Below are 26,175 nucleotides of genomic sequence, written 5' to 3'. Positions count from 1 at the left end.
TCTCTCTGCGACCCCAAACCAATAATCAGGATGACAAACATGCCATTTCGCCGCTCTGTGCTGGCGCTCGCCGCGCTCGCTCCCCTCACCGCCGCCCTGTTCAGCACCGGTGTGCTGGCCCAGGCTTTTCCGGCCAAGCCCATCACCATCGTGATCGGCTCCACGCCGGGCAGTGCCACCGACGGACTGGCCCGCAGCGTGGCTGCGGAAATGGCCAAGGCCACGGGCCAGGCCGTGGTCGTGGACAACCGGGCCGGTGCGTTCGGCAGCATCGCCGCGCAGTACGTCGCACGCGCCCAGCCCGACGGCTACACCGTGTTCATGACGACCAACACCACGCAGTCGGCCAATCCCCACCTGCTCAAGAAGATCGCCTACGACCCGATCAAGGATTTCGCGCCCGTCTCGCTGCTGGCGCGCGGCTACCTGGCGCTGGTGGTGAACCCCCAGGTCAAGGCCAGCAACGTGGCCGAGCTGGTGGCGCTGGCCAAGGCCTCGCCCGGCAAGCTCAACTACGGCTCGGGCAGTTCGTCGGCCCAGGTGGCCACCGAGCTGTTCCAGCAGTCGACCGGCACCCAGTTCAACTTCGTGCCCTACAAGGCCAACCCACCGGCCGTGATGGACCTGGTGGGCGGACAGATCGACCTGATGATCGTGGACCTGACCACCAGCCTGCCGCAGGTGAAGGCCGGCAAGCTGCGCGCCCTGGGCGTGAGCAGTGCGCGCCGCTCGCCGCTGGTCCCCGACGTGCCGGCCATCGGCGAGTCGCTGCCGGGCTACGAGTTCGGCTACTGGAATGCGCTGTATGCGCCCGCCGGAACGCCTGCGCCCGTGGTCCACCGGCTGAGCAGCCTGGTGCGCGATGCACTGGCCACGCCGGCGGTGCGCCAGGTGATCGAGCAGACCGGCCAGGAGGCATCCTTCATGGGCCCGGAAGAACTGGCGAAGTTCCAGCTCGGTGAACTGGCACGCTGGGGCAAGATCATCAAGGCGGCGGGGATCCAGCCGGAGTAGACCGGCGACCGCATGGCAGCCCGCGCGCCAGCGCCTTGCGCGCGGCCCGAAGCGTTCTCTGGCGCCGGGGTCAGTCCTGCGGCCGGAACCCGATGGTCAGCGAGGCCGGAACGCGGCCATCCACGTCGCGCGGCAGGGTCTCGGTCTTGTCCAGGGCGCGCAGCACGGCGTCGTCCCAGGCCTTGTTGCCGCTGGACTGCACGAGCCGCTTGCCGACGATGGTGCCGTCGGGTGCCAGGCGCACCTCGACCTCGGCGCGCGGGTTGCCCGAGATAGCGTCGGGGTAGACGATGTTGGGCTTGACCTTGGCAGCCACGCGGCCCCCGTAGCTGCCCGAGGGGCCGGAGTCGCGCTGGGCGGTGCCGGTGGACTTTTCGTTGCCCTCGGAGCCCGCCAGGCCTTGCATGCGGCGCAGGTTGGCCTCGCGCTGGGCGGCCAACTGCTTGGCTTCGGCCTCGGCGCGCTGTTGTTGCTGCTTCTTGGCGGCTGCTTCCTTGGCTTCCTTTGCGTCCTTGGCCTCTTCGGCCTTGCGCTTTTCCTCGGCCAGCTTCTTTTGCTTGTCCTTCTCTTGCTCGGCCTTCTTCTGCTCGGCGAGCTTTTCCTTCTTTTCCTTTTCGAGGCGTTCCTCGCGCTCGTCTTCCTTGCGCTCACGCTCGCGCTTTTCGCGTTCGAGCTTCTCGGCGCGGGCTTTTTTCTCCTGCTCCAGGCGCTTTTTCTCGCGCTCGATGGCGATGTCGGCCTCGCGCGTGTCGGGCTCCACGGCGCGCGGCGGCGGTGGGGGGGGCGGCGGTGGCGGCGCAGGTGTGGGAACGGGCCGTGGCTCGGGTGGCGTGGGCGGGGTGGGGGGCGTGGGCGGCGTCACCTCGGGTGGCGCGGCCTGCTGGGGTACGGCAGACCACAGCTCGGCCTGCACGGCGGGCTGGTCGGAGCTGGCCTTCCAGTTCACGCCCCAGGTGAGTGCGCCGATCAGCGCCAGGTGCACCAGCACCGCCAGCGAGATGGCTCGCAGGCGGGCAGGGGGGGCGGGGGGCGCAAACTGGTCGCGGTCGTCTTGGGCGTGCATGGAAGGGGTGGAGCGCTTTGCAGGGTCGTCGGTTCCGTGGAGGGATGAAATGGGCGTCAGTGGCTTGTCTACCGCTGGCAGCGCATACACACAACGTGCCAGGCGCCCAAAGCGTTGTCTGCCTGGCTCGCTAGCCGCCCTGCTTGACGGACAGCCCCACGCGCTGGACGCCCGCCTTCTGCAGGGCGTCCATGGCCTTGACCACGTTGTCGTACATCACGCCCTTGTCGGCCGTGATGATGACTGCCGTCTCCCTGGTCTGGTTCTTCTGCCAGCGCAGCGCGGCCTCGCCGATCTCGCGCTGGCTCATGCTGCGCGTGGCCTCGGGGGTCTTGAGCTGCAGCGAGCCGTCCTTGTTCACCACGATCTGGGCGACCACCTTGGGCAGGTTGCGGCCCTTGCCCACACTGGGCACGTCGACCATGCCGGGGGTGAGCATGGGCGCGGTCACCATGAAGATGATGAGCAGCACCAGCATCACGTCGATGAACGGGACCATGTTGATCTCGTTGATGGTGCGGCGGCCTCGGCCGCGGGACGCCATGGCGGGCATGCGGGCTCCCTTCCTGTTTTCAGTGGCCGGAGGCCGAGGTGGGCTGTTGCGCGCCCAGGTTGCGCTGCAGGATGTTGGAGAACTCTTCGATGAAGGTCTCCTGGTGCGTGGCCACGCGGTCGATGTCGCGGGCAAAGCGGTTGTAGGCGATCACGGCCGGGATGGCGGCGAACAGGCCGATGGCGGTGGCCACCAGCGCCTCGGCAATGCCCGGGGCCACGGTGGCCAGGGTCACCTGCTCCATGCCGGCAAAGCCGGTGAAGGCGTGCATGATGCCCCACACCGTGCCGAACAGGCCCACGTAGGGCGATACCGAACCCACGGTAGCCAGGAAGGACAGGCTCGACTCCACCACGTCCATCTCGCGCTGGAAGCTGGCGCGCATGGCGCGGCGTGCGCCGTCCATCAGGGTGCCGGCATCGGTGATGCGGCGTTCGCGCAGTTTCTGGTACTCGCGCATGCCGCTGGCGAAGATGCGTTCCATGGGGCCGGCGTTCTTGGCGTTCTGCGCGGCGCTGGCGAACAGGTCGTTCAGGCTGGTGCCGGACCAGAAGTCGCGCTCGAAGTCGTCGTTGAGCGACTTGATGCGCTTGAGCGCGAACAGCTTGCGGAAGATGGCAGCCCAGCTGGCGACCGAGACGGCCAGCAGCAGCGCCATGACGAGTTGCACCACCCAGCTGGCCTGCAGCACCAGGCTGAGGATGGACATGTTTTGGGAATTCATGTGTTTGTTGAGAGTTGTTCCAGAAGGGTGCTCGGTATTCTTGCGGGCCTGAGGGCGGCGGCGTCCACCCAGCCGATGCGGATGGTGCCTTCACTGAGCAGCAACGCGGACGCATTGTCGGTCATTGGCTGCTCCGGTTTCAGGAGCGCTCGCTGCAGTATTGTCAACGATGCGCGGCCTGCGTCCTGCAGCTGGGCGGTAACAATGAGTTCGTCGTCGAGCCTGGCTGGCCGCAGGTAGCGGACCTGGCTGTGGGTTACGACAAACATGCCGCCGGTTTGTTCCCTGAGTTGTTGTTGGCCGATGCCGAGGGAGCGGAGCCATTCGGTGCGGGCGCGTTCGAAGAATTTGAGGTAGTTGGCATAAAAGACGATGCCGCCGGCGTCGGTGTCTTCCCAGTACACGCGGATGGGGAATTCAAAGGCCATGGTGCTTGTTCCCTCTCGGTGCGGTGGTTGCTTCTGTGTTTGTGTTGAGGGCGGAGGCCGGGATGTGCGCCCGGCGGCGCACCCACTTTCTTTTGCGTCGCCAAAAGAAAGTGGGCAAAGAAAAGGCGACCCCCAGTCTGCGTCCCCCGATCGCCCTGTCGGGCGAACGGGGGCAGCCTGCGATGCTCGGATCTGGGGTGGGCGTCGCTGAACTCGCTGCGTGCTTCGCACTCCGCTCAAACAGCAGCGACGAGCCAGATGACGAAGTGCGTGTGTCCTTCGGCACACGCACCCACCCCAGCTCCTGCGCTTCTCGGCGCAGCCAGCAGGGGTGGGGAGCGGGTACCACCCGGCTGCTGCTTGCGCAGCTGCGCCGGGGGGCGGTTACGCGCTGCGCGCTGCCGACGGGCGGCGTAGCCGCCCTGCCCAGGCCGAGCGCAGCGACGGCACCCCGGGCCGAGCGAAGCAATGGCCCGTGTGGAGCCCGCTCCCAACCCCTTCTGACCGTGCCGAGAAGCGCAGGGCCTGGGGTGAGCGCGTGCCGCAGGACACGCGCATCGTTGTCTAGCTTGCCGCAGCTGTTTGAGCGGAGTGCGAAGCACGCAGCGAGTTCTGCGGCACACCCCAGGCGCGAGCATCGCAGGCTGCCCCCTCGCCGCAGGCGAGGGGGACACGGGCAGCGGGGTCGCCTTTCTTTGGGGTACGTTTCTTTGGCGAAGCAAAGAAAGGTACCTCGGCCGCCGGGCCGAGACCCGGCCTCCGCCTTCAAAAAAAGAGCAGACCTAACCACTACTCAGATCACCCCAACAAACGACGCAACCGAGCAACCGACTCCTCCAACTGCGCCATCGAATTCGCAGTAGAGAACCGCACAAACCTCTCCGTCTCAGCAGTCCCAAAATCCCGCCCCGGCGTAATCGCCACGTGCGCCCGCTTCATCACCTCAAACGCAAAATCCCAACTGCCATTCACACCCAACCGAGAAGCAGCCTTGGAGCAATCCGCCCAGGCATAGAACGCCCCATCCGGCATCACCGGAACCGACAGCCCCATGGACTGCAGCGCGGGAATGAAGAAATCCCGCCGTGCCTTGAACTCCGCCCGCCGCCGCTCGTACTCGGCAATGCTCTCGGCCTCGAAGCAGGCCAGCGCCGCATGCTGCGAGACCGTGCTCGCGCAGATGAACAAATTCTGCGCCAGGCGCTCGACCACGGGCACCATGGCCTCGGGCACCACCATCCACCCCAGGCGCCAGCCGGTCATGTTGAAGTACTTGCTGAAGCTGTTGATGCTGACGATGTTCTCGTCGATGGCCAGCGCCGTGTGGCCGAATTCTTCTTCGTACGACAGGCCCAGGTAGATCTCGTCGATCAGCGTGATGCCGTCGTGCGCACGCACGACTTCGTGGATGCGGCGCAGCTCGCCGGGCGCGATGGACGTGCCCGTGGGGTTCGATGGCGAGGCCAGCAGCACGCCGCGGGTCTTGTCGGTCCAGGCGGCGCGCACCTTCTCGGCGCTGAGCTGGTAGCGCTCGGCTGCGGTGGTAGGGACGAGCACGGCCTTGCCGTCCGCTGCGCTCACGAAGTGGCGGTTGCAGGGATAGCTCGGGTCGGGCATGAGGATCTCGTCGCCGGACTCGATGAGCGCCAGGCAGGCCAGCTGCAGCGCAGCCGATGCGCCGGCCGTGACCACGATGCGCCGGGCCGGCACGTTGACGCCGAAGCGCTGTGCATACCAGGCGCTGATGCGCTCGCGCAGGGGCTCCAGGCCCAGGGCGTTGGTGTACTGGGTGGCGCCGTTGCGCACGGCGCGGGCGGCGGCCTCCTGCACCAGGGGCGGGGCGGTGAAGTCGGGCTCGCCGATGTTCAAGAAGATCATCGGCTCGCTGGTGGCCGCTACCTCGCGTGCCAGGGCCTGGGCGGCCTTGGCCACCTCCATCACGTAAAACGGTTCGATGCGCTCGGCGCGCGAGGAGAATTTCATGGCTGGGTGGAGGTCCTGCCCGCGCGGGGCATTGTGGGGGGAGCCCGCCGGGCCGTGCATGCCCGGGGCAGGAAAGCCTGCGATGAGGCTCGGCCCATCAGGCCTGGGCGTCTTCGCCGCCCTCGGGTGCTGCTGCGTCGCTGGGGGCTGTTGCTGCTGCGGCTGCAGCACCCTTGTCGGCTGCGACTTCGGCGGCGCGCAGGCGCGGGGCCAGGCCATTGAGCACGGCGTTCACGTACTTGTGGCCGTCGGTGCCGCCGAACTCCTTGGCCAGCTCGATGCACTCGTTGAGCACCACGCGCCAGGGCACGTCGAGGCAGTGCTGGAACTCGTACACGCCGATCCACATCACGGCGTGCTCGATGGGCGAGATCTCGGCCATCTTGCGGTCCAGCAGCGGGGTGATCAGCGCGTCCATGTCGGCGGCCATCTTGATGCTGCCGTGCAGCAGCGCGTCGTAGTGCACCGAGTCGGCCTTGTGAAAGCCGGCCAGGTCGCGCGTGAAGGCGTCGATGGCCTCGGGCGCGTTGCCGCCCACCAGGTGCTGGTACAGCGCCTGCAGCGCGAATTCGCGCGCGCGGCTGCGCCCCGACTTGGAAGCCGCCTTGCGCACGCCGGTGCTCTTGAGGCCGGTGCGTGCCTGCTTGGGCGGGCGCTTGGCCGGGTGGCTGCTGGTGGCACCGGTGCCGTTGTCGTCGTCACCGTAGTTGTTGCTTTCGCTCATGACAGGTCTTCCAGCAGGTTGGCCATCTCCACGGCGACGCGGGCCGCGTCCGTGCCTTTTTCGCTCTGGCGGGCAATGGCCTGCTCGAGGTTTTCGGTGGTGATGATGGCGTTGGCAATCGGGATCTGGTAGTCGAGCGACAGGCGCGTGACGCCCGCGCCCGATTCATTGGCCACCAGTTCGAAGTGGTAGGTCTCGCCGCGGATGATGCAGCCCAGGGCGATCAGCGCGTCGTACTCGTCGGCCTCGCACATGGCCTGCAGGGCCACGGGCACTTCGAGCGCGCCGGGCACCAGCACGTGGGTGATGTGCTTTTCCTGCACGCCCAGGGCCAGCAGCTCGGCACGGCAGGCCGCGGCCAGGGTGTTGGTGATGCTCTCGTTGAAGCGGGCCTGCACGATGCCGATGTGCAGCTTCCTGCCGTCCAGCCTGTCCGCTGTTCCTTTTTCTGCGCCAAACATAGTGGTGATCCTGTTCTTTTACTCTTTGGGGATGAAGCCGGTGATTTCGAGGCCGTAGCCGGCCATGCTGGGCATGCGGCGGGGCTGGCCCATGAGCTGCATCTTGTGCACGCCGCACTCGCGCAGGATCTGCGCGCCCACGCCATAGGTGCGCAGGTCCATGCGGCCGCGTTCGGGCGCCTGGGCGGCGCGGGCCGTGCCTTCGAACTGTTCGAGCAGTTGCTCGGCCGTCTCGCCGCAGTTGAGCAGTACGGCCACGCCCTTGCCCTGGGCGGCCAGGTACTGGAGGCTCGAATCGAGGCCCCAGGAGTGCATGGAGCGGTTGACCTCGAGCGCGTCGAACACCGACAGGGGCTCGTGCACGCGCACGGGCACCACGTCGTCGGCGCCCCACTGGCCCTTGACCAGCGCCAGGTGCACGGCCTGGCTGGGCTGGTCGCGGAAGGCGTGCACGGTGAACTCACCAGCAGCGGTCTGCAGCGTGCGCGTGCCGACCTTCTGCACCAGCGTTTCGTTGCGGCTGCGGTACTCGATCAGGTCGGCGATGGTGCCGATCTTCAGGCCGTGCTCGGCCGCGAAGAGCTGCAGGTCGGGCAGGCGGGCCATGGTGCCGTCGTCCTTCATGATCTCGCAGATCACGGAGGCGGGGCTGCAGCCGGCCATCACGGCCAGGTCGCAACCGGCTTCGGTGTGGCCGGCGCGCATGAGCACGCCGCCGTCCACCGCCTGCAGCGGGAAGATGTGGCCGGGCTGCACCAGGTCTTCGGCGCGGGCGTTGGGTGCCACGGCGGCCTGCACGGTGCGTGAGCGGTCGGCGGCGGAGATGCCGGTGGTCACCCCCTCGGCCGCCTCGATCGACACGGTGAACGCGGTGGCGTGCTTGGTGCCGTTGCGTGTGACCATGGGCGGCAGGCGCAGGCGCTCGCAGCGCTCGCGGCTCAGCGTCAGGCAGATCAGGCCGCGGCCGAAGCGGGCCATGAAGTTGATGGCCTCGGGGGTGACATGGTCGGCGGCCAGCACCAGGTCGCCTTCGTTTTCGCGGTCTTCTTCATCCACCAGGATGACGATGCGGCCGGCTCGCATCTCGGCCACGATGTCCTCGACGGGCGAGATCGGCACGGGGGTGAGGGGGGTGTTCATGGAAGGCTTGGGCTTTCTGTGGGGACGGCTGGCGAGCGTGCGCAGCGCAGGTTCCCGTGGCCGGAGGTCGCCACACGGCACACACCTCCAAGAAACCGCCCAAAGAACATGCGATGCGGCGCTGCCGCACGTCGACGGAGCATATTGCCCCGGAAGTTACTGATTTTAATGCACCCGGGCAGTCCTGCGTCCACGGAGGGGCGCCATGTTGGCGCAAATCAGCGGCTGATACGTTCGTGTGCCCGAAAAACTGGCGCGCCCCAAGACCAGTGCCGCCGTGCAAGGGCCGCCCCGCCGCAGGGGCGGCGTCCCCCTGGGGGGAAGGCGCGAAGCGACTCAGGGGGGCTTCCTAAATCATGCTGCCCTGGATCACCACATCGGTCTCGGGGTAGGCCACGCAGGGCAGCACGCAGCCCTCGGCCTTTTCCTCGGGTGACAGGCCCGGCCATTCGATCTCGTAGCGCACACGGCCTTCCACCAACTGCCCGATGCAGGTGCGGCAGGTGCCGTTGCGGCAGGAGCTGGGCCAGTCGATGCCGCCCTGCTCGATGGAGACGAGCAGCGGCTGTTCGGGCCAGGCATCGCACTGGGCGCCATCGGGCTCGATGCGGGCGGTGAAGAAGGGGATGGCGGGCTGGGTCATGCGGTGTTGCCTGGGGCTGGGGTGCGTTGCCACACCAGCAAAAGGTTGTTGGAGGGCATGGCGTGGCGCTCGGCCAGGTGCAGGCCGGCGGCTGCGGCTTCGCGCTCCACGTCGGCGCGGTTGCGGATGCCCCAGGCCGGGTTCTGGGCGCGCAGGGTGGCGTCGAAGCCCTGGTTGCCGGGCGAGGTGGGCACGCCGTCTTCGATGTAGGGCCCGTAGGTGACCAGCCGGCCACCGGGGGCCAGGTGGCGCGCCGCGCCCTGCATCAGCCCCGCACAGCAGGCCCAGGGGGCGATGTGCAGCATGTTGGCGCAGTAGATGAGGTCGAAGGCCTCGGCAAAGGGCGCCTGGCCATCGGGCCAGGTGCCGGAGCGCACGTCCAGAAGCACGGCGGGCTGCACGTTGGTGGCACCGGCCTGCAGGGCCCAGCCGGCGATGGCGAAGAACAGTTCGTCCTTGAGGTCCGTGGGCTGCCAGGCCCAGCCGGGCAGGGCGGCGCCGAAGAAGGCGGCGTGCTGGCCGGTGCCGCTGGCGATTTCGAGCGCAGTGCCGGTATCGGGCAGCAACCCGCGCAGCACCGCCAGGATGGGGGGCTGGTTGCGTTCGGAAGCGGGACTGCAGGGGAGGGCGGGTGCGGTCATGGGTGTGGACAAAGTGCGGGGCGCGATGCTATCAAATTGAAAGCAGAGGGGGCTTCACAGGGTCTTTGCCGAAGTGCCTGAATTTTCATCAACGCAGGGATAAGCCTTGCAAATCAAGCACTTGGGACGGTCATACAGCGGTTCTCCAGAGTTATCCCCATGATTGTCCAGTGCTGGCAGGGATAACCGGACGCCCTTTGCCTAAAAAACAGGCGCCGCATCCATTCCCGTTGTGAATCAATGACTTGGATCGCCCATACAGAACTTGCCAAAACTTATCCACATGATTGTCCAGCGAAGGCTGGGATAACCGGCGGGTGGTGAGCGGTCCGGCGCTGCCTCAAAAATGGGCGGTGCGTAGGATTGCCTTGTGAATCAAGCACTTGCATCGGTCATACAGAACTTGTCCGGGGTTATCCACACGATTGTCCAGTGCCATCAGGGATAACCCGCAGATGTCGGCCGTGCCGGGCTGCCCAAAAAATGGGCGCTGCATTGGTTTCCCTTGTGAATCAATGGCTTGGCGATGCCATACAGGGCTTGCCAAAACTTATCCACATGATTGTCCAGTGCTGGCAGGGATAACTGCTGCCGCGTTTCAGGCCTCGATCTTCACGCCCTTCCAGAAGGCCACGCGGCCACGGATCTCGTCGGCCTCGGGCTTGGGATCGGCGTAGAACCAGGCGGCGTCGGTGTTCATTTCGCCGTTGACAAGCAGCGAGAGGTAGCTGGCCTGGCCTTTCCAGGCGCACATGGTCTTGTGGTTGCTGAAGGTGACGTACTCGCGCTTGAGCGAGGCTTCGGGGAAGTAGTGGTTGCCTTCGACCACCACGGTGTCGTCGCTTTCGGCGATGGTCACGCCGTTCCAGGTTGCTTTCATGGGAGATCCTTGGAGAGGGGGAAAGGGGCGCAAGTGCCCGGCGCCCGGGCGAGGGTGGGGCGCCAGCCGCGATTTTGCCTGCACGGCCAGCAGTCACGCACGGTACCGGCCTGCGGCGCGATGTGGCTTACAGTCGCTGCGCTGCCGCGGCGCGATCCAGGCCGCCATTTCAAAGCCAACCACCACAGGAGAACATTGACCATGGGTATCGATTTCAAGGGCCGTGTGGCCATCGTCACGGGCGCCGGTGGCGGCCTGGGCCGCCAGCATGCACTGGCACTGGCGGCGCGCGGCGCCAAGGTGCTGGTCAATGACCTGGGCGGCGCGGTGGATGGCAAGGGCGGCTCGGTGGGGGCGGCGCAGGCCGTGGTCGACGAGATCATCGCGGCCGGCGGCGAGGCGATTGCCAACGGCGCATCCGTCACCGACTACGTGGCCGTGCAGGCCATGGTGCAGCAGGCCATCGACACCTGGGGCCGGGTGGACATCCTGGTGAACAACGCCGGCATCCTGCGCGACAAGTCGTTCAGCAAGATGGAGATGGACGACTTCCGCCTGGTGGTGGACGTGCACCTGATGGGCGCCGCGCACTGCTGCAAGGCCGTGTGGCCGCACATGGTGGCCCAGCAGTACGGGCGCATCGTGATGACCACGTCGTCCACCGGCCTGTACGGCAACTTCGGCCAGTCCAACTACGGTGCCGCCAAGCTGGCCCAGGTGGGGCTGATGCAGACCCTGTCCATTGAGGGGGCCAAGTACAACATCCACGTGAACGCGCTGGCGCCCACGGCCGCCACGCGCATGACCGAGGGCCTGATGCCCCAGGAAGTGCTCGACGCCCTGAAGCCCGAGGCCGTGGTGCCCGCCATGCTGGTGTTGGCGCACGAGAGCGCGCCCACGCGCACCATCCTGTGCGCAGGCGCCGGCACCTTCGAGGCGGCGCACATCACGTTGACTCAGGGTATTCACCTAGGCGTTGGCGCCGACACCCCCGAGCAGCTCGCGGCCCGCCTCTCGGACGTGACCGAGCGCGCCGGCGAGCAAGTACCACAAAGCGGCGCAGCGCAGGGGACCAACGAGGTGAGCAAGGCCTTGGCGGCCAGGGTTTAAGCCAGATCCACACGCGCAATCGTGCGCCGTGCTAAGTTCCGGGCCGACACGAGATCGGTAATAAAGATATGAGAACTTTGCAGGAACGACTGACCGCCTACCCCGCCGACGCCCTGGCGGGGATACGCCGCGGCATCGAGAAGGAGGGATTGCGCGTGCTGCCCAGCGGGGGGCTGGCGCTCACGCCGCACCCGGCGGCGCTGGGTTCGGCGCTCACGCACCCGCTGATCACCACCGACTACAGCGAATCGCAGCTGGAGCTGATCACCGGCGCGCACAAGGGCGTGGACGATTGCCTGAACGAGCTGGCCGAGGTGCACCAGTTCGTGCACCGCGCACTGCAGGCCCAGGGCGGCGAGCTGATGTGGGCGTCGAGCATGCCCTGCGGCCTGCCCACCGACGAGACGATCCCGATCGGCCGCTATGGCAGCTCCAACGTGGGCCGCGCCAAGAGCGTCTACCGCATGGGCCTGGGCCACCGCTATGGCCGGCGCATGCAGACCATCTCGGGCATCCATTACAACTGGTCGCTGCCCGGCGTGGGCAGCGATGACTACTTCGCGCTGATCCGCAATTTCCGCCGCCACGCCTTCGTGCTGCTGTACCTGTTCGGCGCCTCGCCCGCGCTGTGCCCCTGCTTCGTGCAGGGGCGCGAGCACCGCCTGCTGCCGCTGGGCGACAAGGGCCAGGCCATGTACCTGCCGCACGCCACCTCGCTGCGGATGGGGCGCCTGGGCTACCAGAGCGACGCCCAGGCCACGCTGGCGGTGAGCTACAACGGCCTCAAGGGCTACGCCAACTCGCTGCACGAGGCGCTGACCAAGCCCTATCCGGCCTACGAGACGGTGGGCGTGCGCAACCCCGGCGGCGACTACAACCAGCTCGGTACCAGCCTGCTGCAGATCGAGAACGAGTTCTACGGCACCATCCGCCCCAAGCGCACGGTGAAGACCGGCGAGCGCCCGCTGCATGCGCTGCGCGAGCGCGGCGTGGAATACGTCGAGGTGCGGCTCATGGACCTGGACCCGTTCGTCACCGTGGGCATCACGGCGCAGACCATGCGCCTCTTGGACGTGTTCCTGCTGCACTGCCTGCTGTCCGACAGCCCGCCCGACACGCCCGAGGAGATCGCCGAGCTCCAGCAGAACCAGCACCTCACGGCCGAGCGCGGCCGCGAACCCGGCCTGCTGCTGCAGCGCGCGGGCCAGGCCGTGCCGCTGACCACCTGGGGCGCCGAGGTGCTGGCCGAGTGCGTGCCCCTGGCTGCGGCGCTGGACGCCACGCACGGCACCAGCGACTACAGCGATGCGCTGCGCGATGCGCGTGCGCTGATGGAAGCGCCCGAGCGCACGCCCTCGGCGCGCGTGCTGGCCAGCATGGTGCAGGACCACGAGAGCAACTTCGAGCGCTTTGCCTTCCAGCAATCGGCCAAGGCGCAGAACACGCTGCTGGCCTTGCCGTGGAGCGATGCGCAGCAGGCGCGGTTCGAGCAGATGGCGCATGACTCCGTGGCGGCGCAGAAGGCTATTGAGGCAGCGGATACCTTGCCGTTTGAGCCTTGGCGGGAGCAGTACATGGCCGTGGGTGGTTTGGGCTGAGAGTTTGGTTTGTGGTGGCTTCTGCTGTGGGTTGAAGGCGGAGGCCGGGATGTGCGCCCGGCGGCGCAGTAACTTTCTCTTGCGTCGCCAAGAGAAAGTCACCAAAGAGAAGGCGACCCCGCTGTCTGCGTCCCTTCGCTTCGCTGCGGGCAGCCTGTGATGCTCGGATCTGGGGTGGGCGTCGATGAACTCGCTGCGTTCTTCGAACTCCGCTCAAACAGCATCGACGAGCCAGATCACGAAGTGCATGTGTCCTGCGGCACATGCACCCACCCCAGCCCCTGCGCTTCTCGGCGCAGCCAGAGGGGTGGGGAGCGGGGTCAAAAACGGCTGCTGCTTCGCAGCTGCGCCGGGTGTCGGTGACGCGCTGCGCGCTGCCGACGAGCTGGGCGATCGTCCTGGCGAGCCGAGCGCAGCGAAGGACCACAGGCCGAGCGAAGCAATGGCCCGTATGGGGCCCGTTCCCACCCCCTTCTGACCGTGCCGAGAAGCGCAGGGCCTGGGGTGAGCGCGTGCCGAAGGACACGCGCATCGTTGTCTGACTCACCGCGGTTGTTTGAGCGGAGTTCACCCGCAGGGGGAACGCAGCGAGTTCCGCGGTGCACCCCAGGCCCGAGCATCGCAGGTTGCCCCGGAGCGAAGCGCAGGGGACACGGGCAGCGGGGTCGCCTTTTCTTGGCCTACGTTCTTTTGGCGAAGCAAAAGAAGGTAGGTGCGCCGCCGGGCGCACACCCCGGCTCCCGCCCTCAATCCAAGCACGCAATAACCACGAAGACCAGTCCGCTGAACCACGTCTGGGCAACAACAGCACCGTCACCCCAACTGCAGCAACGCCTCCTCACGCCAATACTCAGCCGCAGCAAAGAACCCCTCCCACACACACCCATTGCACCCCCGCCCACAACAACTGGTAGGCTCAGGCGGTGGCGCGCGCAGGGTGATGCCCATCGCCGCAGCCTGCTGCTGCAGCTGTGCAAACATAGCCCGGGCCGCATCGACCGGTGCCGCAGGCGTGGCGGCGCTCACGGCTTGCGCTTGGCCCGGCGCAGCAGGTACTGCACGATGAAGCCCCCGCCCAGCACCAGAGCGAACCAGCCCACCAAGGTGGCCTGGGCCATGAGATCGCGCACGCCACCCGATCTGGCGACGTAGGGCGCCAGCAGGATCACCAGCCCGATGAGGGCGCAGGTGACGCCCTTGAACAGCATCTCCTTGTCGGCCTTGGCCTGTTGGGGGTTGCGGGGAGTGTTGTCGTTGGTTGGCATGGCGATGGCTGGCAGAAAATATGCCGAAAAGGCGCTAAAACAGCGCCAGGGCAAACCGCGATTATCCTTGCCACCCCGATTTCCGATCCGTTCGACTAGAAAGTACCCCCGCATGGCCATCCAGTGGTTCCCCGGTCACATGCACCTGACCAAGAAAGCCATCACCGAACGTGTCAAGGACATCGACGTGGTGATCGAGGTGCTGGACGCGCGCCTGCCCGGCTCCAGCGCCAACCCCTTGCTGGTCGAGCTCACGGGGCACAAGCCCACGCTCAAGGTGCTCAACAAGCAGGACGTGGCCGACCCCGCGCGCACGGCGCTGTGGCTCGACTGGTACAACGCCCAGCTCAGCACGGGCGCCGTGGCGCTCGATGCCTCGGAGGCCGCGCCCGCGCGCAAGCTCATCGACGGCTGCCACCGCCTCGCGCCCAACCGGGGCGGCATGGCCAAGCCCATGCGGGTGCTGATCTGCGGCGTGCCCAACGTGGGCAAGTCCACGCTGATCAACACCCTGACCAACAAGCGCCAGGCCAAGACCGGCGACGAGGCTGGCATCACCAAGATCGAGCAGCGCATCACGCTGGCCGACGACTTCTACCTGTGGGATACGCCCGGCATGCTGTGGCCGCGCATCATCATTCCCGAAAGCGGCTACAACCTGGCCGCCAGCGGCGCCGTGGGCCGCAATGCCTACGACGAGGAACTGGTGGCGCTGGAGCTGCTGCGCCGCCTGCAGCAGCACTATGCACCGCTGCTGGAGGCGCGCTACAAACTGGGCCTGCCTGCCGGGAGCATGGCCACCATGCACGACGAGGAGCTGCTCGAAGCCATCGGCAGGAAGCGCGGCGCCATGCTGGGCGGTGGCCGGGTGAACCTGCAAAAGACCGCCGAGATCGTGATGACCGACTTTCGCACGGCCATCTTGGGGCGCATCACCCTGGAGACGCCCGCCGAGTTCGAGGCCTGGCGCGCCGCCGGCCTGGCCGAGGACGCCAAGCGCCAGGCCAAGAAGGACGCGCGCGCCAAGTCCAAGGGCAAGGGATCGGGCGTGCGCGAACCCGCTGCGGGCGACGCCGCCGAGGCCGAATAGCCGGGGTGCCCCGGCGCGGGGCCGGTGGCCGGGCCGGACTGTGGCAATTGAGGACTCGATAGACGCGATGTATCGCGTTACCATGCCAATTCATCGGCTGCCACCGCTTTGATGACGACCATGCGCGCTGTTGCCCACCTGCTGCCCTCCGACCGCGACGACACCACCACGCAGCAACTGGTGCGGGCCGGCGCGTGGGTGGTTGCGGTCACCGGCACGCTGATCGCCGCGCTGCTGCTGCTGGACGCCCCGCTGTCCTGGACGCATGTGCTGCTCAACCTGGGGGCGGGCGGCATGGGGGCCTTGTCCGTGGTGCTGGGCCGCATGGGGCGCTGGCACCAGGCGGCGCTGGTGCTGGTCTGGGGGGTGTGGGGCGTGGTGGCCATGGTGGCGGCCAGCAATGGCGGCCTGCGCGGGCCCAATTTGCTCAATTTTCCGGTGCTGATCGTGTTTGCGGGCTGGATCCTGGGCGCACGCGCCACCCTGTGGCTCACGGGCTGCACAGGCGTGTTGATGCTGGTCTTCCTGTGGGCCGACCTGCGCGGCTGGCTGCCGGACGCCCGCTATGGCAACCGCCTGGCCTACCTGGCCTACCTCACGGGCATTCTGTCCGTGACGGCCGCTGCCACGCTGCTGTCGCGCCGCAGCTACCTGCGCCGCGTGCAGGAGGCGCAGCAGACCGCTTCGAGCCTGGCCGACAGCGAGGCCGAGCTGCGCAAGCTGCTGCGCGCCGTGGAGCAGAGCCCCGAGAGCATCGTCATCACCGACCTGGCCGGGCGCATCGAGTATGTCAACGCCGCCTTCCTGGCCCGTATGGGCTATGCGCGCGACGAGGTGCTGGGCCAGCCATCGGCCCGGGTGTCCAGCAACGGCATGGCGCCTGCACAGCGCCTGGGCCTGCGCGACACGCTGGAGCGCGGGGAGAACTGGGGCGGCGAGCAGGTCAACCGCCGCAAGGACGGCGCCGAGGTGATCGAGGCGGTGGTGGTGGCCCCGATCCGCCAGTCCGATGGGCACATCACCCACTATGTGGAGCTCAAGCAGGACATCACCGAGCGCAAGCGGGCGGCCGACGAGATCCACCGCCTGGCCCACTTCGACGCGCTCACCAGCCTGCCCAACCGCACCATGCTGATGGACCGGCTGTCGGCCCTGCAGTGGCGCTCGGGGCGGGCGCCGAATGTACCGGGGGCCTTGCACGCGCTGGTGTTGCTGGACCTGGACCGCTTCACCACCTTCAACGACGCGCGCGGCAGCGAGATGGGCGACCGGCTGCTGTGCGCCGTGGCGCTGCGCCTGTCCGAGCTGCTGCCCGACCAGGGCCTGCTGGTGCGCGTGGCCGGCGACGAGTTCGCCATCGTGCTGCACGATCTGGCCAGCCAGGCGCCGCAGGCCAGCCGCCGGGCGCTGGCCTTTGCCGAGCAGGTGCAGGCCCTGCTGCTGCAGCCGCTGCGGCTGGAGGGCTATGCCGACGAGGCCCAGCTCGGTGCCAGCATCGGCATCACGCTGTACCCGCAGAGCCCGGCCGACTCGCCCCAGGAGGCGCTGCGCCGCGCGGGCACGGCGCTGCACCGGGCCAAGCAGGCCGGGGGCGGGCGCTCGGCCTTCTTCGAGCAGGGCATGGGCGAGGCGGCGGAGCAGCGCTTTCTGGTGGAGCGCACGCTGCGCCAGGCGATTGCGGACGACGAGTTGCGGCTGTTCCTGCAATCGCAGGTGGATGCGCAGGGGCAGCTCACGGGCGCCGAGGTGCTGGTGCGCTGGCAGCACCCGCGCGATGGCCTGCTGGCGCCCGGTGCCTTCATTCCCATTGCCGAGGAGTCCGACCTGATCGTGGGCCTGGGCAACTGGGTGCTGGCGCAGTCGTGCGCGCTGCTGGCATTGCCGGTGATGAGCGGGCAGCGCCTGCGCCTGTCGGTCAACCTCAGCGCGCGCCAGTTCCGCCAGGCCAATTTCGTGCCGCAGCTGCGTGCGCTGCTCGAATCCACCCGGGCCGACCCGCGCCTGCTCACGCTGGAGGTCACCGAGGGCCTGGTGATCGACGATTTCGACGATGCCGTCGGCAAGATGCGCGAGCTGGCGGCGCTGGGGGTGGAGATGTCGCTGGACGACTTCGGCACCGGCTACTCCTCGCTGGCCTACCTCAAGCGCCTGCCCATCCACGAGATCAAGATCGACCGCTCCTTCGTGCACGATGCCCCGACCAGTGCCGACGATGGTGTGCTGGTGCAGGCCATCCTGTCGGTGGCCAGCCACTTCGGCCTGCGCGTGGTGGCCGAGGGCGTGGAGACCCGGGCCCAGGCCGACTTCCTGCGCCAGCGTGCGCCCGACATCCTCTACCAGGGCTACCTCTATGGCCGGCCCGAGCCGCAGGAGGACTGGCTGGCCAGGCTTGCACCCGGCCCCATCGTCTGAACCAGGAAAACAGCCCCCGCTGCCGGGAGGCAGCGGGGGCTGTTGTTCGGTCCGGCGGTGGGCCGGATGCTGGCTGGCTTACTTGTTCTTGTCCTTGCCGCGTGGCAGCACGGCTGTCACGGGCGGCATGGGACGGTCGGAACCGTGGGATTCCTTGGGAATCGACGTGTCCTTCTTGGGCTTCTTAGCCATCTTGTTGCTGCGCTGTTCACCTTTGGCCATGGGTCCTCCTGGTTGGGTCTCCGGATGGGACCGCTGCGCAGCATGGTACGCCACATCCGGGGTGTTCGCGATGACGGATGGTGGCTCTTTTTTCAGGGCGCCGGGGAGCGTGGTGGCCTCATGCCCGCGCCGCTGCAACCACGGCTGTGGCCTCCACCTCGACCAGCATGCCGTCGAGCGCCAGGCGCGGCACCGGGATCAGCGTGCAGGCGGGCGTGGGTGCGTCGCCCCACACGCGGCGCGCGGCTTCGGTCCACAGGGCCAGGCGGGCCTCGGTGTGGTCCACGACCAGCAGCGTGAGCCGCGCCACGTCATGCACGGTGGCGCCGGCCGCCTCCAGCACGCGGCGCATGTTGTCCAGGGCATGCGCGAGCTGCTCGGCAAAGTCCGGCGACAGCTCGCCCGCCAGGTTCTCGCCGCCCTGGCCCGAGGCATAGACCGTGCGGCCCGCCAGGGGCGCGACCACCACGTGCGTGTAGCCATTGGGGGCGGGGTCGTACACGCCCTCGGGGTTGATGTGGGCGAGTGTGGCGGCGTGGGCGGAGGTGAGGCGCGAGGCGATCTGGGACATGGGTGGGTTCCTGAAATCGTTGAAGAGGCTGTTAGTATTCAACCTCAAGCTAAGTTGAGGTCAACGGCCACTTTTCGGAGCAGGGTCATGAAGCAGCACGACGACGCACCAGGCGATTCCATGGCAGAGCTGGCCGCCGATCTTTCGGTGGGCGAGGTGGCCCGGCGCAGCGGACTGGCCGTCTCGGCGCTGCATTTCTACGAAACGCGGGGCCTCATCGCCAGCGTGCGCAGCGCGGGCAACCAGCGGCGCTACCCGCGTTCGGTGCTGCGCCGGGTCTCGGTGATCAAGATCGCCCAGCGCATGGGCGTGCCGCTGGCGGCCATCGGCGAGGCGCTGCAGGCCCTGCCCGCTGGCCGCACGCCCACGGTGGCCGACTGGCGCCGCCTGTCCGAGCGCTGGCGCGAGGACCTCGACGAGCGCATCCGCACCCTGACCGCGCTGCGCGACCAGCTCGATGGCTGCATCGGCTGCGGCTGCCTGTCGCTCAAGGTCTGCCCGCTGCGCAATGCGCAGGATGCGCTGGCCCGGGAAGGGCCCGGTCCGCATTTCTGAGCGGCCCTGGGCGGGCTGCGCTCGTTACCAGCGCAGCGGCGCGGGCTCGTTGTCCCAGAAGATCCAGCGGCGCACCTCCGTGTAGGGCGAGGTGCCGATGGAATACGGGTCCAGGCCCGCTTCGGTGCGCTCCAACACGGCCAGGTAGCCCCCGTAGCTGCCCACCAGCAGCGTGTTGCCGTCCGCCGATGCCTCGACGGCGCTGATGGTGCTGCCCACATGGTGGCGCCACAGGATGTTGCCCTCGCCGTCCAGGGCATGAATGTAGCCGTCCGCATCGCCCATGACGGCCAGGCCCGGCAGCGTGGCCGAGGCGTACACGCGCCAGCGCGTGTTCACGAGCGTGCCCTCGCCGTCCTGTGCGTCATCCACCCGCGTGGCGCTGGTGATGCCGTTGTACAAGTGGCAGGAGTTGAACCACAGCCACGTGCTGTCATGCGAGAAGCGGGCGTGGTGCGGGTAGGAGGAGTGGGTGTCCAGCGTGCGCAGCGGCCGGCCCTGGGCGTCGAGCAGGATGTGCGTGCTGTCCTGGTCGCCCAGGGCGATGAAGCGCTCGTCGGGCGACAGGGCCATGTGCAGCATGTCCATGGCCAGCAGGCTGCCTGGGGGCTCGCCCTCGGCGGCGTCCTCGTGGTTCTTGGGCCAGGTGTAGGGGCCGCCATCGTCCTCGCCGTCTTCGCCCTCGTCGAACTCCTGCGGGTGCAGGCGCTGCACGCCCTGGGCAGCGCTGATCAGGTAGATGCCGGTGGGGTTGCGCAGCAGCACGCGCTGGCCGTCGTTGAAGGGGATGATCTCGTCGCAGCGTTGGCCCAGCGCGCCCGCCACCAGGCCCATGGACGCGGGGATGCCCTCGTTGCCGCGTGGCAGCGGCAACTGCGCGATCAGCGGGCCGCCATAGCCCTGGTGCGTGGTGATGTGCGTGCCGTCGCTCTGGGCAAAGCAGTGCCCGTCGGCCGAACGCCCCAGGCCCTGCAGCGCGGGCAGCAAGGTCACAGTCACGCCTTCGATCTGCGCCCAGTGCACGGCATCGCTGTAGGTGGGCCCGATGCGCGCGAGGATGCGGCCGTCCGACAGCAGCAGGGCCGGGCCGATGAACTGTCCGGCCTTGGCTGCCGTGCGCACATAGGCGTCCGGGGCAAAGGCAAAGCGCTGGCGAAAGCGCTCGGCCAGCGCCTCGTCGGCATGGCGGTTCACCACGCGGGCCAGTTGCAGCACCGTGGGGGCGCTGGCCTTGCGTGGGTCTTCGGGGATCCGGGCGGTGCCGTCACCGTCTTCCTCGTCGTCGGTGTCCTCGTTGTCGCCGTCCTCGCTGCCCTGTTCGGCGCGGGTGAGCAGGGCCAACTGGTGGGCGCGTATCGCCGCCACATAGCCCTCGCCATCGGCCTGCCATTGCCCGGACAGCAGCATCAGCTCGGCCGGGAACACGGCGGCATCGGGCAGGTCCGGTGCCAGCGGGGGCGTGGCCAGCAGGCGCACGGCGGCCTCGATGCGTTGGGCCTCGGCGCGCTCGGCCTGCTGCTTCTCGTGCGCGCCCCGGATCCTGGCTTCCACCTGGGCCACCATGCGCAGCAGCCGCGCGATGTGGTCCACCGCCCCGCGTGGCAGGGTGGCCTTGGTCTCGTTCTGCCGCTGGGCGTACCTGAAATCCACCAGCGGCGGGCCCGTGCGGGCCTCGTCGACGTCGAGCTGGTAGGCGCTGTACATGTCGTCCGGGTCGTCCCCGGGACGGGGCTCGCCGTTCTCCCAGCTGAGCTTGAGCGCACGGCCATAGGGCTCGCCCTCGTGCAGGCAGGGCTGGCGTGCGCCGACCCACACGTCGCCCTGCCAGGTGCCGTTCCTGTCGCTGTCCCACCAGTCGTTGTACTCCTCGGTGAAATAAGGCAGGCTGGTGAACTGCTCGATGTGCTTGGGCGTGAGCGTGCCCTGCAGCCGGCGGTACAGCGGGTAGCCGGCGCGCGACTGGCCCACGGCACGGCGCAGGTAGTCGAGCACGCCACGCCAGGCCTGGGTACAGGCTTCTCGCGCCTCGGCAGGCGCTTCGTCGTCGAGCACCTTCCAGCCGTCGCCCGTGCCCTCGGTGTAGCCGCGGTAGAGCAGCGTCGCCACCTCGTTGAACGGGATGGGCTTGCGCAGCACGGCTGCCGCCAGGCGTGCCAGCAGGCCTTTGCGCGTGGGCTCGTGCTCCACCGAGAGGTAAAAGTCCCAGGTCTTCCAGACGGTGATGAAGACGTTGTCGTCGCGCTGGTCGCCCTCGGCATCCACATGCCGGCGGCACAGCGAAAAGTCGGTCTGGCCAAACCAGCCGGGCGCCTTCTTCTCCTTGTGCGTGACGATGGGCGAATTCACCGCCGCGAGAATGTTGGCCACGCTGATGGCCTCGTCGGCGAAGAGGTCGCTGGCCAGCGGCATGTCGGCGCTGATCTCGGCGCTGGTGCGCACGGGGCTCTCGCTGGCGCGCACGGCCTCCACCACGCGCTCGCGGTCCAGCAGATCGCCGATGCCGTCCGTGCCATCGTCGATGCCGTCGAAGTACCCGGGCAGGAACACCAGGCCGGCCACCTCGGCAGAAAACTCCGCCAGGCTGGGCACGCCGCGCACCTCGTCGAGGAGGAACTCCACCTGCTCGCCGCCGGCGACCTGCACGTGGTACCCGTCGGTGAACAGCGCCACGCGCGCGGCGAGGCCTCCGTCCACGTGCAGGTCGCCGTGGTCGTCGTGGCCCCAGAGCAGTTCTTCCACCGTGAGCACATCCTTCACGTACACCAGTTGCCCGCCGATCACCGCGTGCTGTGCTTGCAGGCTGCCCAGCACCACCAGGTTCGTGGTGCCATCGGTGTCGCTGGCGGTCAGCGCGCCGTCGATGCGCAGGCTGCCTTCGACGAGCAGCAGGTGGGGGGCGCGGCGGGGCAGGGCCACGGGCTCGGGTTGCGCCTGCGCCAGCCGGTGCAGCCCGCCATCGGCCACGAGCGGCGTGTCCAGGTGCAGTTCGGGCCACTGCAGGTCGCCGGTGATCCAGGCGGCGGTCTCCTCGCTGAATTCTTCGGGATCGGCCCGCAGGCGCTCGGCGAGGGCGCAGTCGGCAGGCAGCAGATGGGCCACATCGGCCAGGGGGACAAGGCGCAGGCTGGGCAGGCTGGGCATGGTGCTTTCAGGGCAATGAACAGTCGGCGGGCATCGTACACCGCGTGCAGGTCGCCACGGCGCGGCGTGCATGCCCGACCGTTTGGACCGACAATGATGTGTTGTCTTATCAGTTAATGAAACCCTCCCACCATGAGCCAGAACCCGCCCTTGTTTGAAGTGCTGCCCCGCGACCTGTCCGCCTACCGCCAGGGCAATGTCGGCATCGACTACGTGCACCGCTTCGAATCGGGCAAGCCCGGCCCCCATGTGCTGGTCAATGCGCTCACGCACGGCAACGAGATCTGCGGCATGGTCGCGGCCACCCACCTGCTCGACAGCGGCGTGCGCCCGCTCATCGGCACGCTGACCATCAGTTTTGCCAACGTGGCGGCCTACGAGTCGTTCGACGAATCCCGCCCGTTCGAGAGCCGCCAGCTGGTGCACAACCTCAACCGCGTCTGGTCGGCGGCCGAGCTCGATGGCAGCGACGACAGCCCCGAGCTGCGCCGCGCGCGCGAACTGCGCCCCGTGGTGGCCGCGGCCGAGCACATTCTGGACATCCACTCCACCAGCCAGGACGTGCAGCCCTTCTGGGTCTACCCGGCCTACGAGCGCAACTCGGCGGCGGCCCTGGCCATCGGCCTGCCGCCGGTGCACATGGTCATGCCCAACGGCCTGGGCTCCGGCACGCCGCTGATCCAGCACGGCCGCCACGGCCAGGCCCTGGGCGATGCCGGCGTGGCCATGGTGGTCGAATGCGGCCAGCACTTCCTGAAATCGGCCGCCGACCTGGCCACCCTGGTGGCGCAGGACTTCATCGCCCACTTCGGTCTGACCGAGCCCCGCGCCGACCGCGCCGTCCCCGGCCCGCAGCGCCGCTTCGAGCTGCTCGAGACCTGCATGGTGCTCACGCCGGACTTCGCGTTCACGCGCCCGGTGCAGGGCTTCGAGACCTTCGCCAAGGACGAACTCATCGCCACCGACGGTACCGTGGAGATCCGCGCGCTGTGCGATGACTGCACGGTGCTGATGCCCACGCGTGAGCCCATCGTGGGGCGCGAGGCGGTGTATCTGACGCGGCCGATCTGACCCTTGGGCGGGCGGGCGGGCGGGCAGTCCGCAGGCCCGCATACCATGCAGATTTTTCCTGCCAAAAATGGCGGCATTGGTTCGTAAAAACCTGATTGTGGATCCGGCCGTGGCTGCTGTTCCTTTCCTGCTGCGCTGCCCATACTCCGGGGCTTGCCATCTTGAAAGGACAGCACGCCCATGTTTTACACAATCACCTGGTTTCTCTCGCTCATGCTGCTGGCCCTGTGGTCCCTGGCCTGCCGGGGCGTGCATGCGGTGACGGCCTGGGCGGTGGGCAGCGCAGGGGCCCTGGCCGGTGGCACTGCTGCCATCGACCCTGCAGTGCTGTTGCCCGAATGGATCAAGGCCTGGATACCGCCCACGCTGGCGCAGGATTTCGGAGCCATGCTCGCCTCCGTGGGGCCGGTGGTCCAGGCGGCGCTGGAAACCGTGCCCGGCCTGTCCGGCGCCGTCGCGGTGCTGGCGTGGGTGGTCTGGGGCCTGGGCGCATCGGTGCTGGTGGTCCTGGCGGTGGCGGCGCATGTGCTGATTGCGGTGCTCCAGCGCCGCAGTGCCGGCTCCCAGGTCAACGCCGCCGCGCCATCCATGCAGCCCACAGGCCGCTGAGCACGATCACCGCGATGCCCAGCAGGGTATGCTGGTCGGGCACCTGGCCGAAGGCCAGCCAGCCCAGCAGCCCGGCCCAGAGCAGTTGGGAGTACGAAAACGGCGCAATCGCCGAGGGAGGCGCCACACGGTAGGCCCAGACGATGAGCCACTGCGCCAGGCACCAGCTGCCGGCCATGGCCAGGAGCCAGGGCCACTGCCGTGCGATGGCTGCCAGGTCCATCTGCAGCGCTGCCGGTGACAGGGCCAGCACGCCCAGCACGGCGGAGTAGAGCATGGTGGTGGGGGCCGGGTCGCTGCCGCTGAGCAGCCGGGTGCAGACCACCGAGGCCGCCCAGGCCAGCGAGGACAGCAGCGGGAACAGCATGGCGCCATCGAAGCCCGCGCCGCCGGGCTGGGCAACGATGAGCACCCCCGCAAACCCCAGCAGCACCGGCGCGTTGCGCAGCAGCCCGAAGGGCTCGCGCAACAGCATGGCCGACAGCAGCGTCACGTACAGCGGCGAGGCAAAGACCAGTGCCGTGGCATCGGCAATGGGCAGCGTCTTGACGCCCTGCAGAAACAGCACCGCCGAGCCGACCAGGCCGCAGGCACGCCCCAGCTGGAGCAGGGGGCGGCCGGAGCGCAGCAGGCCGGGACGGTGCACGGCCAGGGGCAGCACGGTGAGCAGCAAGAGGGCATAGCGCAGCCAGGCAAGCTGGCCGGCGCCGAGCCCGGCCCCTGCGTGCTGGACCAGCGCGTCGGACACGGAAAAACCAGCCATGGCCCCCATCAGGAGCAGGCTGCCCGTGGTGTGGGCGGACATGGATGTGGCGGAAAAAGGGGGGAGGCCTGCGTTAGGCGGTGGGCCGGCGTACCCGCAGCAGGCCGGACTTCTTCGGGTGGTGATCGATCCACCAGGCCTGGGCGGACAGGGCCGTGCCCTTGGCCGTGGTCCGCGCCGCCAGCTGGAGCAGCCAGCCACCCGGTGGCCCGGCCGCAAGCCGGCCTTCGCCCACGGTGAGATCGGAAAACTCGACCAGCACCGGGTCGTCAGGTTGCCAGCGGGTCACGTCGCCAGCGGGACCAAGGCCCAGGCGCACGCCGGGATAGAGATGGCTGTCGCCAGCCTGCAGGTGCCGGGCCGTCATGGCGGCGGGACGGTGGTCAGCGCTCGTCGAGCGCATCGGCCACGATGCGCATCGTGGTGGCGATGTGCTCGCGCGTGAGCTGCTCGGCACGGTCGCCATCACGCCGCTCCAGCGCCGCGAGGATCTCGTGGTGCTCCTTGGCGGAGTGCGCCAGCTGGTCCTTGGCGAAGATCACCGGCAGGCGCAGGCTCCAGTACTGGAACTGGGTGCGCTCGTGCTGCTCGACGAAGTAGGCATTGCCGGAGAGCGCCACCACGCGGCGATGGAAGATCTGGTTGAGCCGGTTCACCTCGCTGCGCGAGACCGCCTCGGCCGCGTCCATGGCCACGAGGATCTGGCGCAGCTCCTGCAGCGCCTCGGCCGGGGCCCGTTCGGCCGCCAGCCGCGTGGCATAGCCCTCGATCGCCATGCGGCTCTCGAAGATGCTGCGCACCGCCAGCGGTGCCCCCGTGCCCACTACCCAGCCGCGGCTGCGGCTGACCAGGCCTTCGCCCTGCAGGCGCAGCAGGGCCTCGCGCACGGGGGTGCGGCCCGCGGAGAGGAGCGCGCAGATGTCGTCTTCCACCAGGCGTTCACCGGGTTTGACCTCGTGCGACAGGATGCGGTCGCGCAGCTGCTGGTGGACGTCTTGGATGATCGGCGCCGTGCCGTTGTGGTTGCGGGTCATGGGGTTCCCATTGTGGCGAACGGATTTCGGGGTGGCATCAGGCCGTGCGGCGCACTTCGAGCACCACGCCGGCATCGGCGCGCGTGTCGAAGTAGGTGAAGCCGGAGCGGTCGGCGCGGCGCCCCCGGGCGGTCGGCAGCACGCCGGCCTGCCGCGCATGGGCCTCGGCCTCGTCGCAGTCCTCCACCTCGAAACCGAGGTGGTAGACGCCTTCCCCGCGCGTGTCGAGGAATTGCCGCTGGGGCGAGTCTAGCAAGGACGGCTGGCACAGCTGCAGCTGGAAGTTTCCGAGGTCCAGGCACTTGTAGCGCATGGCGTCGGAGGCGGCCTTGTTCGGCACTTCGAAGGCCACATAGGGCTGGCCCTTGGGGTAGTCGAACCAGGGGCCCATGCCCAGGCTCTCGTAGTAAGCGACGGCCTTGTCCAGGTCGTGCACGACGATGCAGACATGGTGCAGGTGGTGGAAGGGGTGGTTCATGG

Annotated in this window: 28 protein-coding genes; 8 read left to right on the top strand and 20 right to left on the bottom strand. The window is 68.3% G+C overall.

Annotated features, from left to right (window positions below; all coding sequences use genetic code 11):
• Positions 1–39 precede the first annotated feature (39 nt).
• Complete coding sequence (locus AC07PF_RS29940; RefSeq protein ID WP_494609781.1) at positions 40–1,014, top strand: Bug family tripartite tricarboxylate transporter substrate binding protein; 975 nt, start codon at positions 40–42, stop codon at positions 1,012–1,014.
• 70 nt (positions 1,015–1,084) lie between these two features.
• Here AC07PF_RS29940 and tolA read toward each other — a convergent pair whose 3' ends face one another.
• The 11 genes from tolA to AC07PF_RS29885 all read right to left on the bottom strand — a co-directional run bounded on the left by tolA (position 1,085) and on the right by AC07PF_RS29885 (position 10,254).
• Positions 1,085–2,077, bottom strand: a complete 993-nt coding sequence (gene tolA / locus AC07PF_RS29935; RefSeq protein WP_494614328.1) for a cell envelope integrity protein TolA — start codon at positions 2,075–2,077, stop codon at positions 1,085–1,087.
• 130 nt (positions 2,078–2,207) lie between these two features.
• The gene (locus AC07PF_RS29930; RefSeq protein WP_494609783.1) at positions 2,208–2,630 is read right to left on the bottom strand and encodes a biopolymer transporter ExbD; all 423 of its coding nucleotides are present in this window, start codon (positions 2,628–2,630) and stop codon (positions 2,208–2,210) included.
• 19 nt (positions 2,631–2,649) lie between these two features.
• Positions 2,650–3,354, bottom strand: coding sequence for a protein TolQ (tolQ, locus tag AC07PF_RS29925; RefSeq protein ID WP_007861827.1), 705 nt, complete (start codon positions 3,352–3,354; stop codon positions 2,650–2,652).
• On the bottom strand, positions 3,351–3,782 hold the full coding sequence (gene ybgC / locus AC07PF_RS29920) for a tol-pal system-associated acyl-CoA thioesterase (protein WP_494614327.1): 432 nt from the start codon (positions 3,780–3,782) through the stop codon (positions 3,351–3,353). Before ybgC ends, tolQ begins: the two co-directional genes overlap by 4 nt.
• A 798-nt stretch (positions 3,783–4,580) precedes the next feature.
• Positions 4,581–5,765 carry a pyridoxal phosphate-dependent aminotransferase gene (locus AC07PF_RS29915; RefSeq protein WP_494609784.1) on the bottom strand — a complete coding sequence of 395 codons (1,185 nt, stop codon included), beginning with the start codon at positions 5,763–5,765 and terminating at the stop codon, positions 4,581–4,583.
• A gap of 97 nt (positions 5,766–5,862) precedes the next feature.
• Positions 5,863–6,489, bottom strand: a complete 627-nt coding sequence (gene nusB, locus AC07PF_RS29910) for a transcription antitermination factor NusB (RefSeq protein WP_494609785.1) — start codon at positions 6,487–6,489, stop codon at positions 5,863–5,865.
• Positions 6,486–6,950, bottom strand: coding sequence for a 6,7-dimethyl-8-ribityllumazine synthase (gene ribH / locus AC07PF_RS29905; RefSeq protein ID WP_145699079.1), 465 nt, complete (start codon positions 6,948–6,950; stop codon positions 6,486–6,488). Before ribH ends, nusB begins: the two co-directional genes overlap by 4 nt.
• Before the next feature lie 18 nt (positions 6,951–6,968).
• Complete coding sequence (ribBA, locus tag AC07PF_RS29900; protein ID WP_007858486.1) at positions 6,969–8,090, bottom strand: bifunctional 3,4-dihydroxy-2-butanone-4-phosphate synthase/GTP cyclohydrolase II; 1,122 nt, start codon at positions 8,088–8,090, stop codon at positions 6,969–6,971.
• Positions 8,091–8,439: 349 nt separating this feature from the next.
• Positions 8,440–8,733 carry a 2Fe-2S iron-sulfur cluster-binding protein gene (locus AC07PF_RS29895; protein ID WP_145699080.1) on the bottom strand — a complete coding sequence of 98 codons (294 nt, stop codon included), beginning with the start codon at positions 8,731–8,733 and terminating at the stop codon, positions 8,440–8,442.
• The gene (locus tag AC07PF_RS29890; protein ID WP_494614326.1) at positions 8,730–9,374 is read right to left on the bottom strand and encodes a DUF938 domain-containing protein; all 645 of its coding nucleotides are present in this window, start codon (positions 9,372–9,374) and stop codon (positions 8,730–8,732) included. Before AC07PF_RS29890 ends, AC07PF_RS29895 begins: the two co-directional genes overlap by 4 nt.
• A 598-nt stretch (positions 9,375–9,972) precedes the next feature.
• Entirely contained in the window at positions 9,973–10,254 is a 282-nt protein-coding gene (locus AC07PF_RS29885; RefSeq protein ID WP_007858480.1) for a DUF427 domain-containing protein, read from the bottom strand.
• 201 nt (positions 10,255–10,455) lie between these two features.
• Here AC07PF_RS29885 and AC07PF_RS29880 point away from each other — a divergent pair, with 201 nt between their 5' ends.
• Together AC07PF_RS29880 and gshA are read left to right on the top strand one after the other, a co-directional pair.
• Positions 10,456–11,364 carry an SDR family NAD(P)-dependent oxidoreductase gene (locus AC07PF_RS29880; protein WP_494614325.1) on the top strand — a complete coding sequence of 303 codons (909 nt, stop codon included), beginning with the start codon at positions 10,456–10,458 and terminating at the stop codon, positions 11,362–11,364.
• 68 nt (positions 11,365–11,432) lie between these two features.
• The gene (gene gshA / locus AC07PF_RS29875) at positions 11,433–12,962 is read left to right on the top strand and encodes a glutamate--cysteine ligase (protein ID WP_494614324.1); all 1,530 of its coding nucleotides are present in this window, start codon (positions 11,433–11,435) and stop codon (positions 12,960–12,962) included.
• A gap of 813 nt (positions 12,963–13,775) precedes the next feature.
• Here gshA and AC07PF_RS29870 read toward each other — a convergent pair.
• Positions 13,776–13,943, bottom strand: coding sequence for an oxidoreductase-like domain-containing protein (locus AC07PF_RS29870; protein ID WP_494610253.1), 168 nt, complete (start codon positions 13,941–13,943; stop codon positions 13,776–13,778).
• A gap of 41 nt (positions 13,944–13,984) precedes the next feature.
• Positions 13,985–14,227, bottom strand: a complete 243-nt coding sequence (locus AC07PF_RS29865; RefSeq protein WP_007855017.1) for a hypothetical protein — start codon at positions 14,225–14,227, stop codon at positions 13,985–13,987.
• Positions 14,228–14,339: 112 nt separating this feature from the next.
• Between AC07PF_RS29865 and ylqF the strand changes: the two genes are divergently transcribed.
• Positions 14,340–15,317 (top strand): ribosome biogenesis GTPase YlqF, encoded by a 978-nt coding sequence (ylqF, locus tag AC07PF_RS29860; RefSeq protein WP_494614323.1) that lies wholly within the window; start codon positions 14,340–14,342, stop codon positions 15,315–15,317.
• Positions 15,318–15,437: 120 nt separating this feature from the next.
• Positions 15,438–17,729, top strand: a complete 2,292-nt coding sequence (locus tag AC07PF_RS29855) for a putative bifunctional diguanylate cyclase/phosphodiesterase (protein ID WP_494614322.1) — start codon at positions 15,438–15,440, stop codon at positions 17,727–17,729.
• Positions 17,730–17,807: 78 nt separating this feature from the next.
• On the opposite strand, the gene AC07PF_RS29850 is transcribed toward AC07PF_RS29855, so the two are convergent.
• Positions 17,808–17,951 (bottom strand): hypothetical protein, encoded by a 144-nt coding sequence (locus AC07PF_RS29850; protein WP_007855012.1) that lies wholly within the window; start codon positions 17,949–17,951, stop codon positions 17,808–17,810.
• Between the two features lie 118 nt (positions 17,952–18,069).
• Complete coding sequence (locus tag AC07PF_RS29845) at positions 18,070–18,522, bottom strand: RidA family protein (RefSeq protein WP_007855009.1); 453 nt, start codon at positions 18,520–18,522, stop codon at positions 18,070–18,072.
• An 87-nt stretch (positions 18,523–18,609) separates the two neighbouring features.
• Between AC07PF_RS29845 and soxR the strand changes: the two genes are divergently transcribed.
• Complete coding sequence (gene soxR, locus AC07PF_RS29840; RefSeq protein WP_494610228.1) at positions 18,610–19,077, top strand: redox-sensitive transcriptional activator SoxR; 468 nt, start codon at positions 18,610–18,612, stop codon at positions 19,075–19,077.
• Positions 19,078–19,101: 24 nt separating this feature from the next.
• Here the strand turns inward: soxR and AC07PF_RS29835 are convergent, their stop codons facing one another.
• Positions 19,102–22,218, bottom strand: a complete 3,117-nt coding sequence (locus AC07PF_RS29835) for a WD40 repeat domain-containing protein (RefSeq protein ID WP_494614321.1) — start codon at positions 22,216–22,218, stop codon at positions 19,102–19,104.
• A 132-nt stretch (positions 22,219–22,350) separates the two neighbouring features.
• Between AC07PF_RS29835 and AC07PF_RS29830 the strand changes: the two genes are divergently transcribed.
• Positions 22,351–23,289: a M14 family metallopeptidase gene (locus tag AC07PF_RS29830; protein WP_494614320.1), complete on the top strand. Its 939-nt coding sequence runs from the start codon at positions 22,351–22,353 to the stop codon at positions 23,287–23,289.
• Positions 23,290–23,469: 180 nt separating this feature from the next.
• Positions 23,470–23,898, top strand: coding sequence for a hypothetical protein (locus AC07PF_RS29825; protein WP_494614319.1), 429 nt, complete (start codon positions 23,470–23,472; stop codon positions 23,896–23,898).
• Here the strand turns inward: AC07PF_RS29825 and AC07PF_RS29820 are convergent.
• The 4 genes from AC07PF_RS29820 to AC07PF_RS29805 are packed head-to-tail and all read right to left on the bottom strand — an operon-like array spanning position 23,858 to position 26,173.
• A complete protein-coding gene (locus tag AC07PF_RS29820) occupies positions 23,858–24,703 on the bottom strand; it encodes a DMT family transporter (protein ID WP_494614318.1) in 846 nt (281 codons plus the stop codon). The genes AC07PF_RS29825 and AC07PF_RS29820 overlap by 41 nt on opposite strands.
• 31 nt (positions 24,704–24,734) lie before the next feature.
• Positions 24,735–25,028 carry a hypothetical protein gene (locus AC07PF_RS29815; RefSeq protein WP_494614317.1) on the bottom strand — a complete coding sequence of 98 codons (294 nt, stop codon included), beginning with the start codon at positions 25,026–25,028 and terminating at the stop codon, positions 24,735–24,737.
• Positions 25,029–25,044: 16 nt separating this feature from the next.
• Positions 25,045–25,695 (bottom strand): GntR family transcriptional regulator, encoded by a 651-nt coding sequence (locus AC07PF_RS29810; protein ID WP_494614316.1) that lies wholly within the window; start codon positions 25,693–25,695, stop codon positions 25,045–25,047.
• 37 nt (positions 25,696–25,732) lie between these two features.
• On the bottom strand, positions 25,733–26,173 hold the full coding sequence (locus AC07PF_RS29805) for a VOC family protein (protein WP_494610235.1): 441 nt from the start codon (positions 26,171–26,173) through the stop codon (positions 25,733–25,735).
• Between the last annotated feature and the right edge of the window lie 2 nt (positions 26,174–26,175).

Source organism: Acidovorax sp. GW821-FHT10A04, from assembly GCF_059415825.1.
The sequence above is the reverse complement of the archived record's forward strand: the minus strand, read 5'-3'. Positions and strand labels throughout refer to the sequence as shown.

Excerpts from the sequence above, each read along its gene's own strand:
- AC07PF_RS29940 (WP_494609781.1), top strand. The coding sequence starts at position 40 with ATGCCATTTCGCCGCTCTGTGCTGGCGCTCGCCGCGCTCGCTCCCCTC.
- tolA (WP_494614328.1), bottom strand. The coding sequence starts at position 2,077 with ATGCACGCCCAAGACGACCGCGACCAGTTTGCGCCCCCCGCCCCCCCT.
- AC07PF_RS29930 (WP_494609783.1), bottom strand. The coding sequence starts at position 2,630 with ATGCCCGCCATGGCGTCCCGCGGCCGAGGCCGCCGCACCATCAACGAG.
- tolQ (WP_007861827.1), bottom strand. The coding sequence starts at position 3,354 with ATGAATTCCCAAAACATGTCCATCCTCAGCCTGGTGCTGCAGGCCAGC.
- ybgC (WP_494614327.1), bottom strand. The coding sequence starts at position 3,782 with ATGGCCTTTGAATTCCCCATCCGCGTGTACTGGGAAGACACCGACGCC.
- AC07PF_RS29915 (WP_494609784.1), bottom strand. The coding sequence starts at position 5,765 with ATGAAATTCTCCTCGCGCGCCGAGCGCATCGAACCGTTTTACGTGATG.
- nusB (WP_494609785.1), bottom strand. The coding sequence starts at position 6,489 with ATGAGCGAAAGCAACAACTACGGTGACGACGACAACGGCACCGGTGCC.
- ribH (WP_145699079.1), bottom strand. The coding sequence starts at position 6,950 with ATGTTTGGCGCAGAAAAAGGAACAGCGGACAGGCTGGACGGCAGGAAG.
- ribBA (WP_007858486.1), bottom strand. The coding sequence starts at position 8,090 with ATGAACACCCCCCTCACCCCCGTGCCGATCTCGCCCGTCGAGGACATC.
- AC07PF_RS29895 (WP_145699080.1), bottom strand. The coding sequence starts at position 8,733 with ATGACCCAGCCCGCCATCCCCTTCTTCACCGCCCGCATCGAGCCCGAT.
- AC07PF_RS29890 (WP_494614326.1), bottom strand. The coding sequence starts at position 9,374 with ATGACCGCACCCGCCCTCCCCTGCAGTCCCGCTTCCGAACGCAACCAG.
- AC07PF_RS29885 (WP_007858480.1), bottom strand. The coding sequence starts at position 10,254 with ATGAAAGCAACCTGGAACGGCGTGACCATCGCCGAAAGCGACGACACC.
- AC07PF_RS29880 (WP_494614325.1), top strand. The coding sequence starts at position 10,456 with ATGGGTATCGATTTCAAGGGCCGTGTGGCCATCGTCACGGGCGCCGGT.
- gshA (WP_494614324.1), top strand. The coding sequence starts at position 11,433 with ATGAGAACTTTGCAGGAACGACTGACCGCCTACCCCGCCGACGCCCTG.
- AC07PF_RS29870 (WP_494610253.1), bottom strand. The coding sequence starts at position 13,943 with ATGTTTGCACAGCTGCAGCAGCAGGCTGCGGCGATGGGCATCACCCTG.
- AC07PF_RS29865 (WP_007855017.1), bottom strand. The coding sequence starts at position 14,227 with ATGCCAACCAACGACAACACTCCCCGCAACCCCCAACAGGCCAAGGCC.
- ylqF (WP_494614323.1), top strand. The coding sequence starts at position 14,340 with ATGGCCATCCAGTGGTTCCCCGGTCACATGCACCTGACCAAGAAAGCC.
- AC07PF_RS29855 (WP_494614322.1), top strand. The coding sequence starts at position 15,438 with ATGCGCGCTGTTGCCCACCTGCTGCCCTCCGACCGCGACGACACCACC.
- AC07PF_RS29850 (WP_007855012.1), bottom strand. The coding sequence starts at position 17,951 with ATGGCCAAAGGTGAACAGCGCAGCAACAAGATGGCTAAGAAGCCCAAG.
- AC07PF_RS29845 (WP_007855009.1), bottom strand. The coding sequence starts at position 18,522 with ATGTCCCAGATCGCCTCGCGCCTCACCTCCGCCCACGCCGCCACACTC.
- soxR (WP_494610228.1), top strand. The coding sequence starts at position 18,610 with ATGAAGCAGCACGACGACGCACCAGGCGATTCCATGGCAGAGCTGGCC.
- AC07PF_RS29835 (WP_494614321.1), bottom strand. The coding sequence starts at position 22,218 with ATGCCCAGCCTGCCCAGCCTGCGCCTTGTCCCCCTGGCCGATGTGGCC.
- AC07PF_RS29830 (WP_494614320.1), top strand. The coding sequence starts at position 22,351 with ATGAGCCAGAACCCGCCCTTGTTTGAAGTGCTGCCCCGCGACCTGTCC.
- AC07PF_RS29825 (WP_494614319.1), top strand. The coding sequence starts at position 23,470 with ATGTTTTACACAATCACCTGGTTTCTCTCGCTCATGCTGCTGGCCCTG.
- AC07PF_RS29820 (WP_494614318.1), bottom strand. The coding sequence starts at position 24,703 with ATGTCCGCCCACACCACGGGCAGCCTGCTCCTGATGGGGGCCATGGCT.
- AC07PF_RS29815 (WP_494614317.1), bottom strand. The coding sequence starts at position 25,028 with ATGACGGCCCGGCACCTGCAGGCTGGCGACAGCCATCTCTATCCCGGC.
- AC07PF_RS29810 (WP_494614316.1), bottom strand. The coding sequence starts at position 25,695 with ATGACCCGCAACCACAACGGCACGGCGCCGATCATCCAAGACGTCCAC.
- AC07PF_RS29805 (WP_494610235.1), bottom strand. The coding sequence starts at position 26,173 with ATGAACCACCCCTTCCACCACCTGCACCATGTCTGCATCGTCGTGCAC.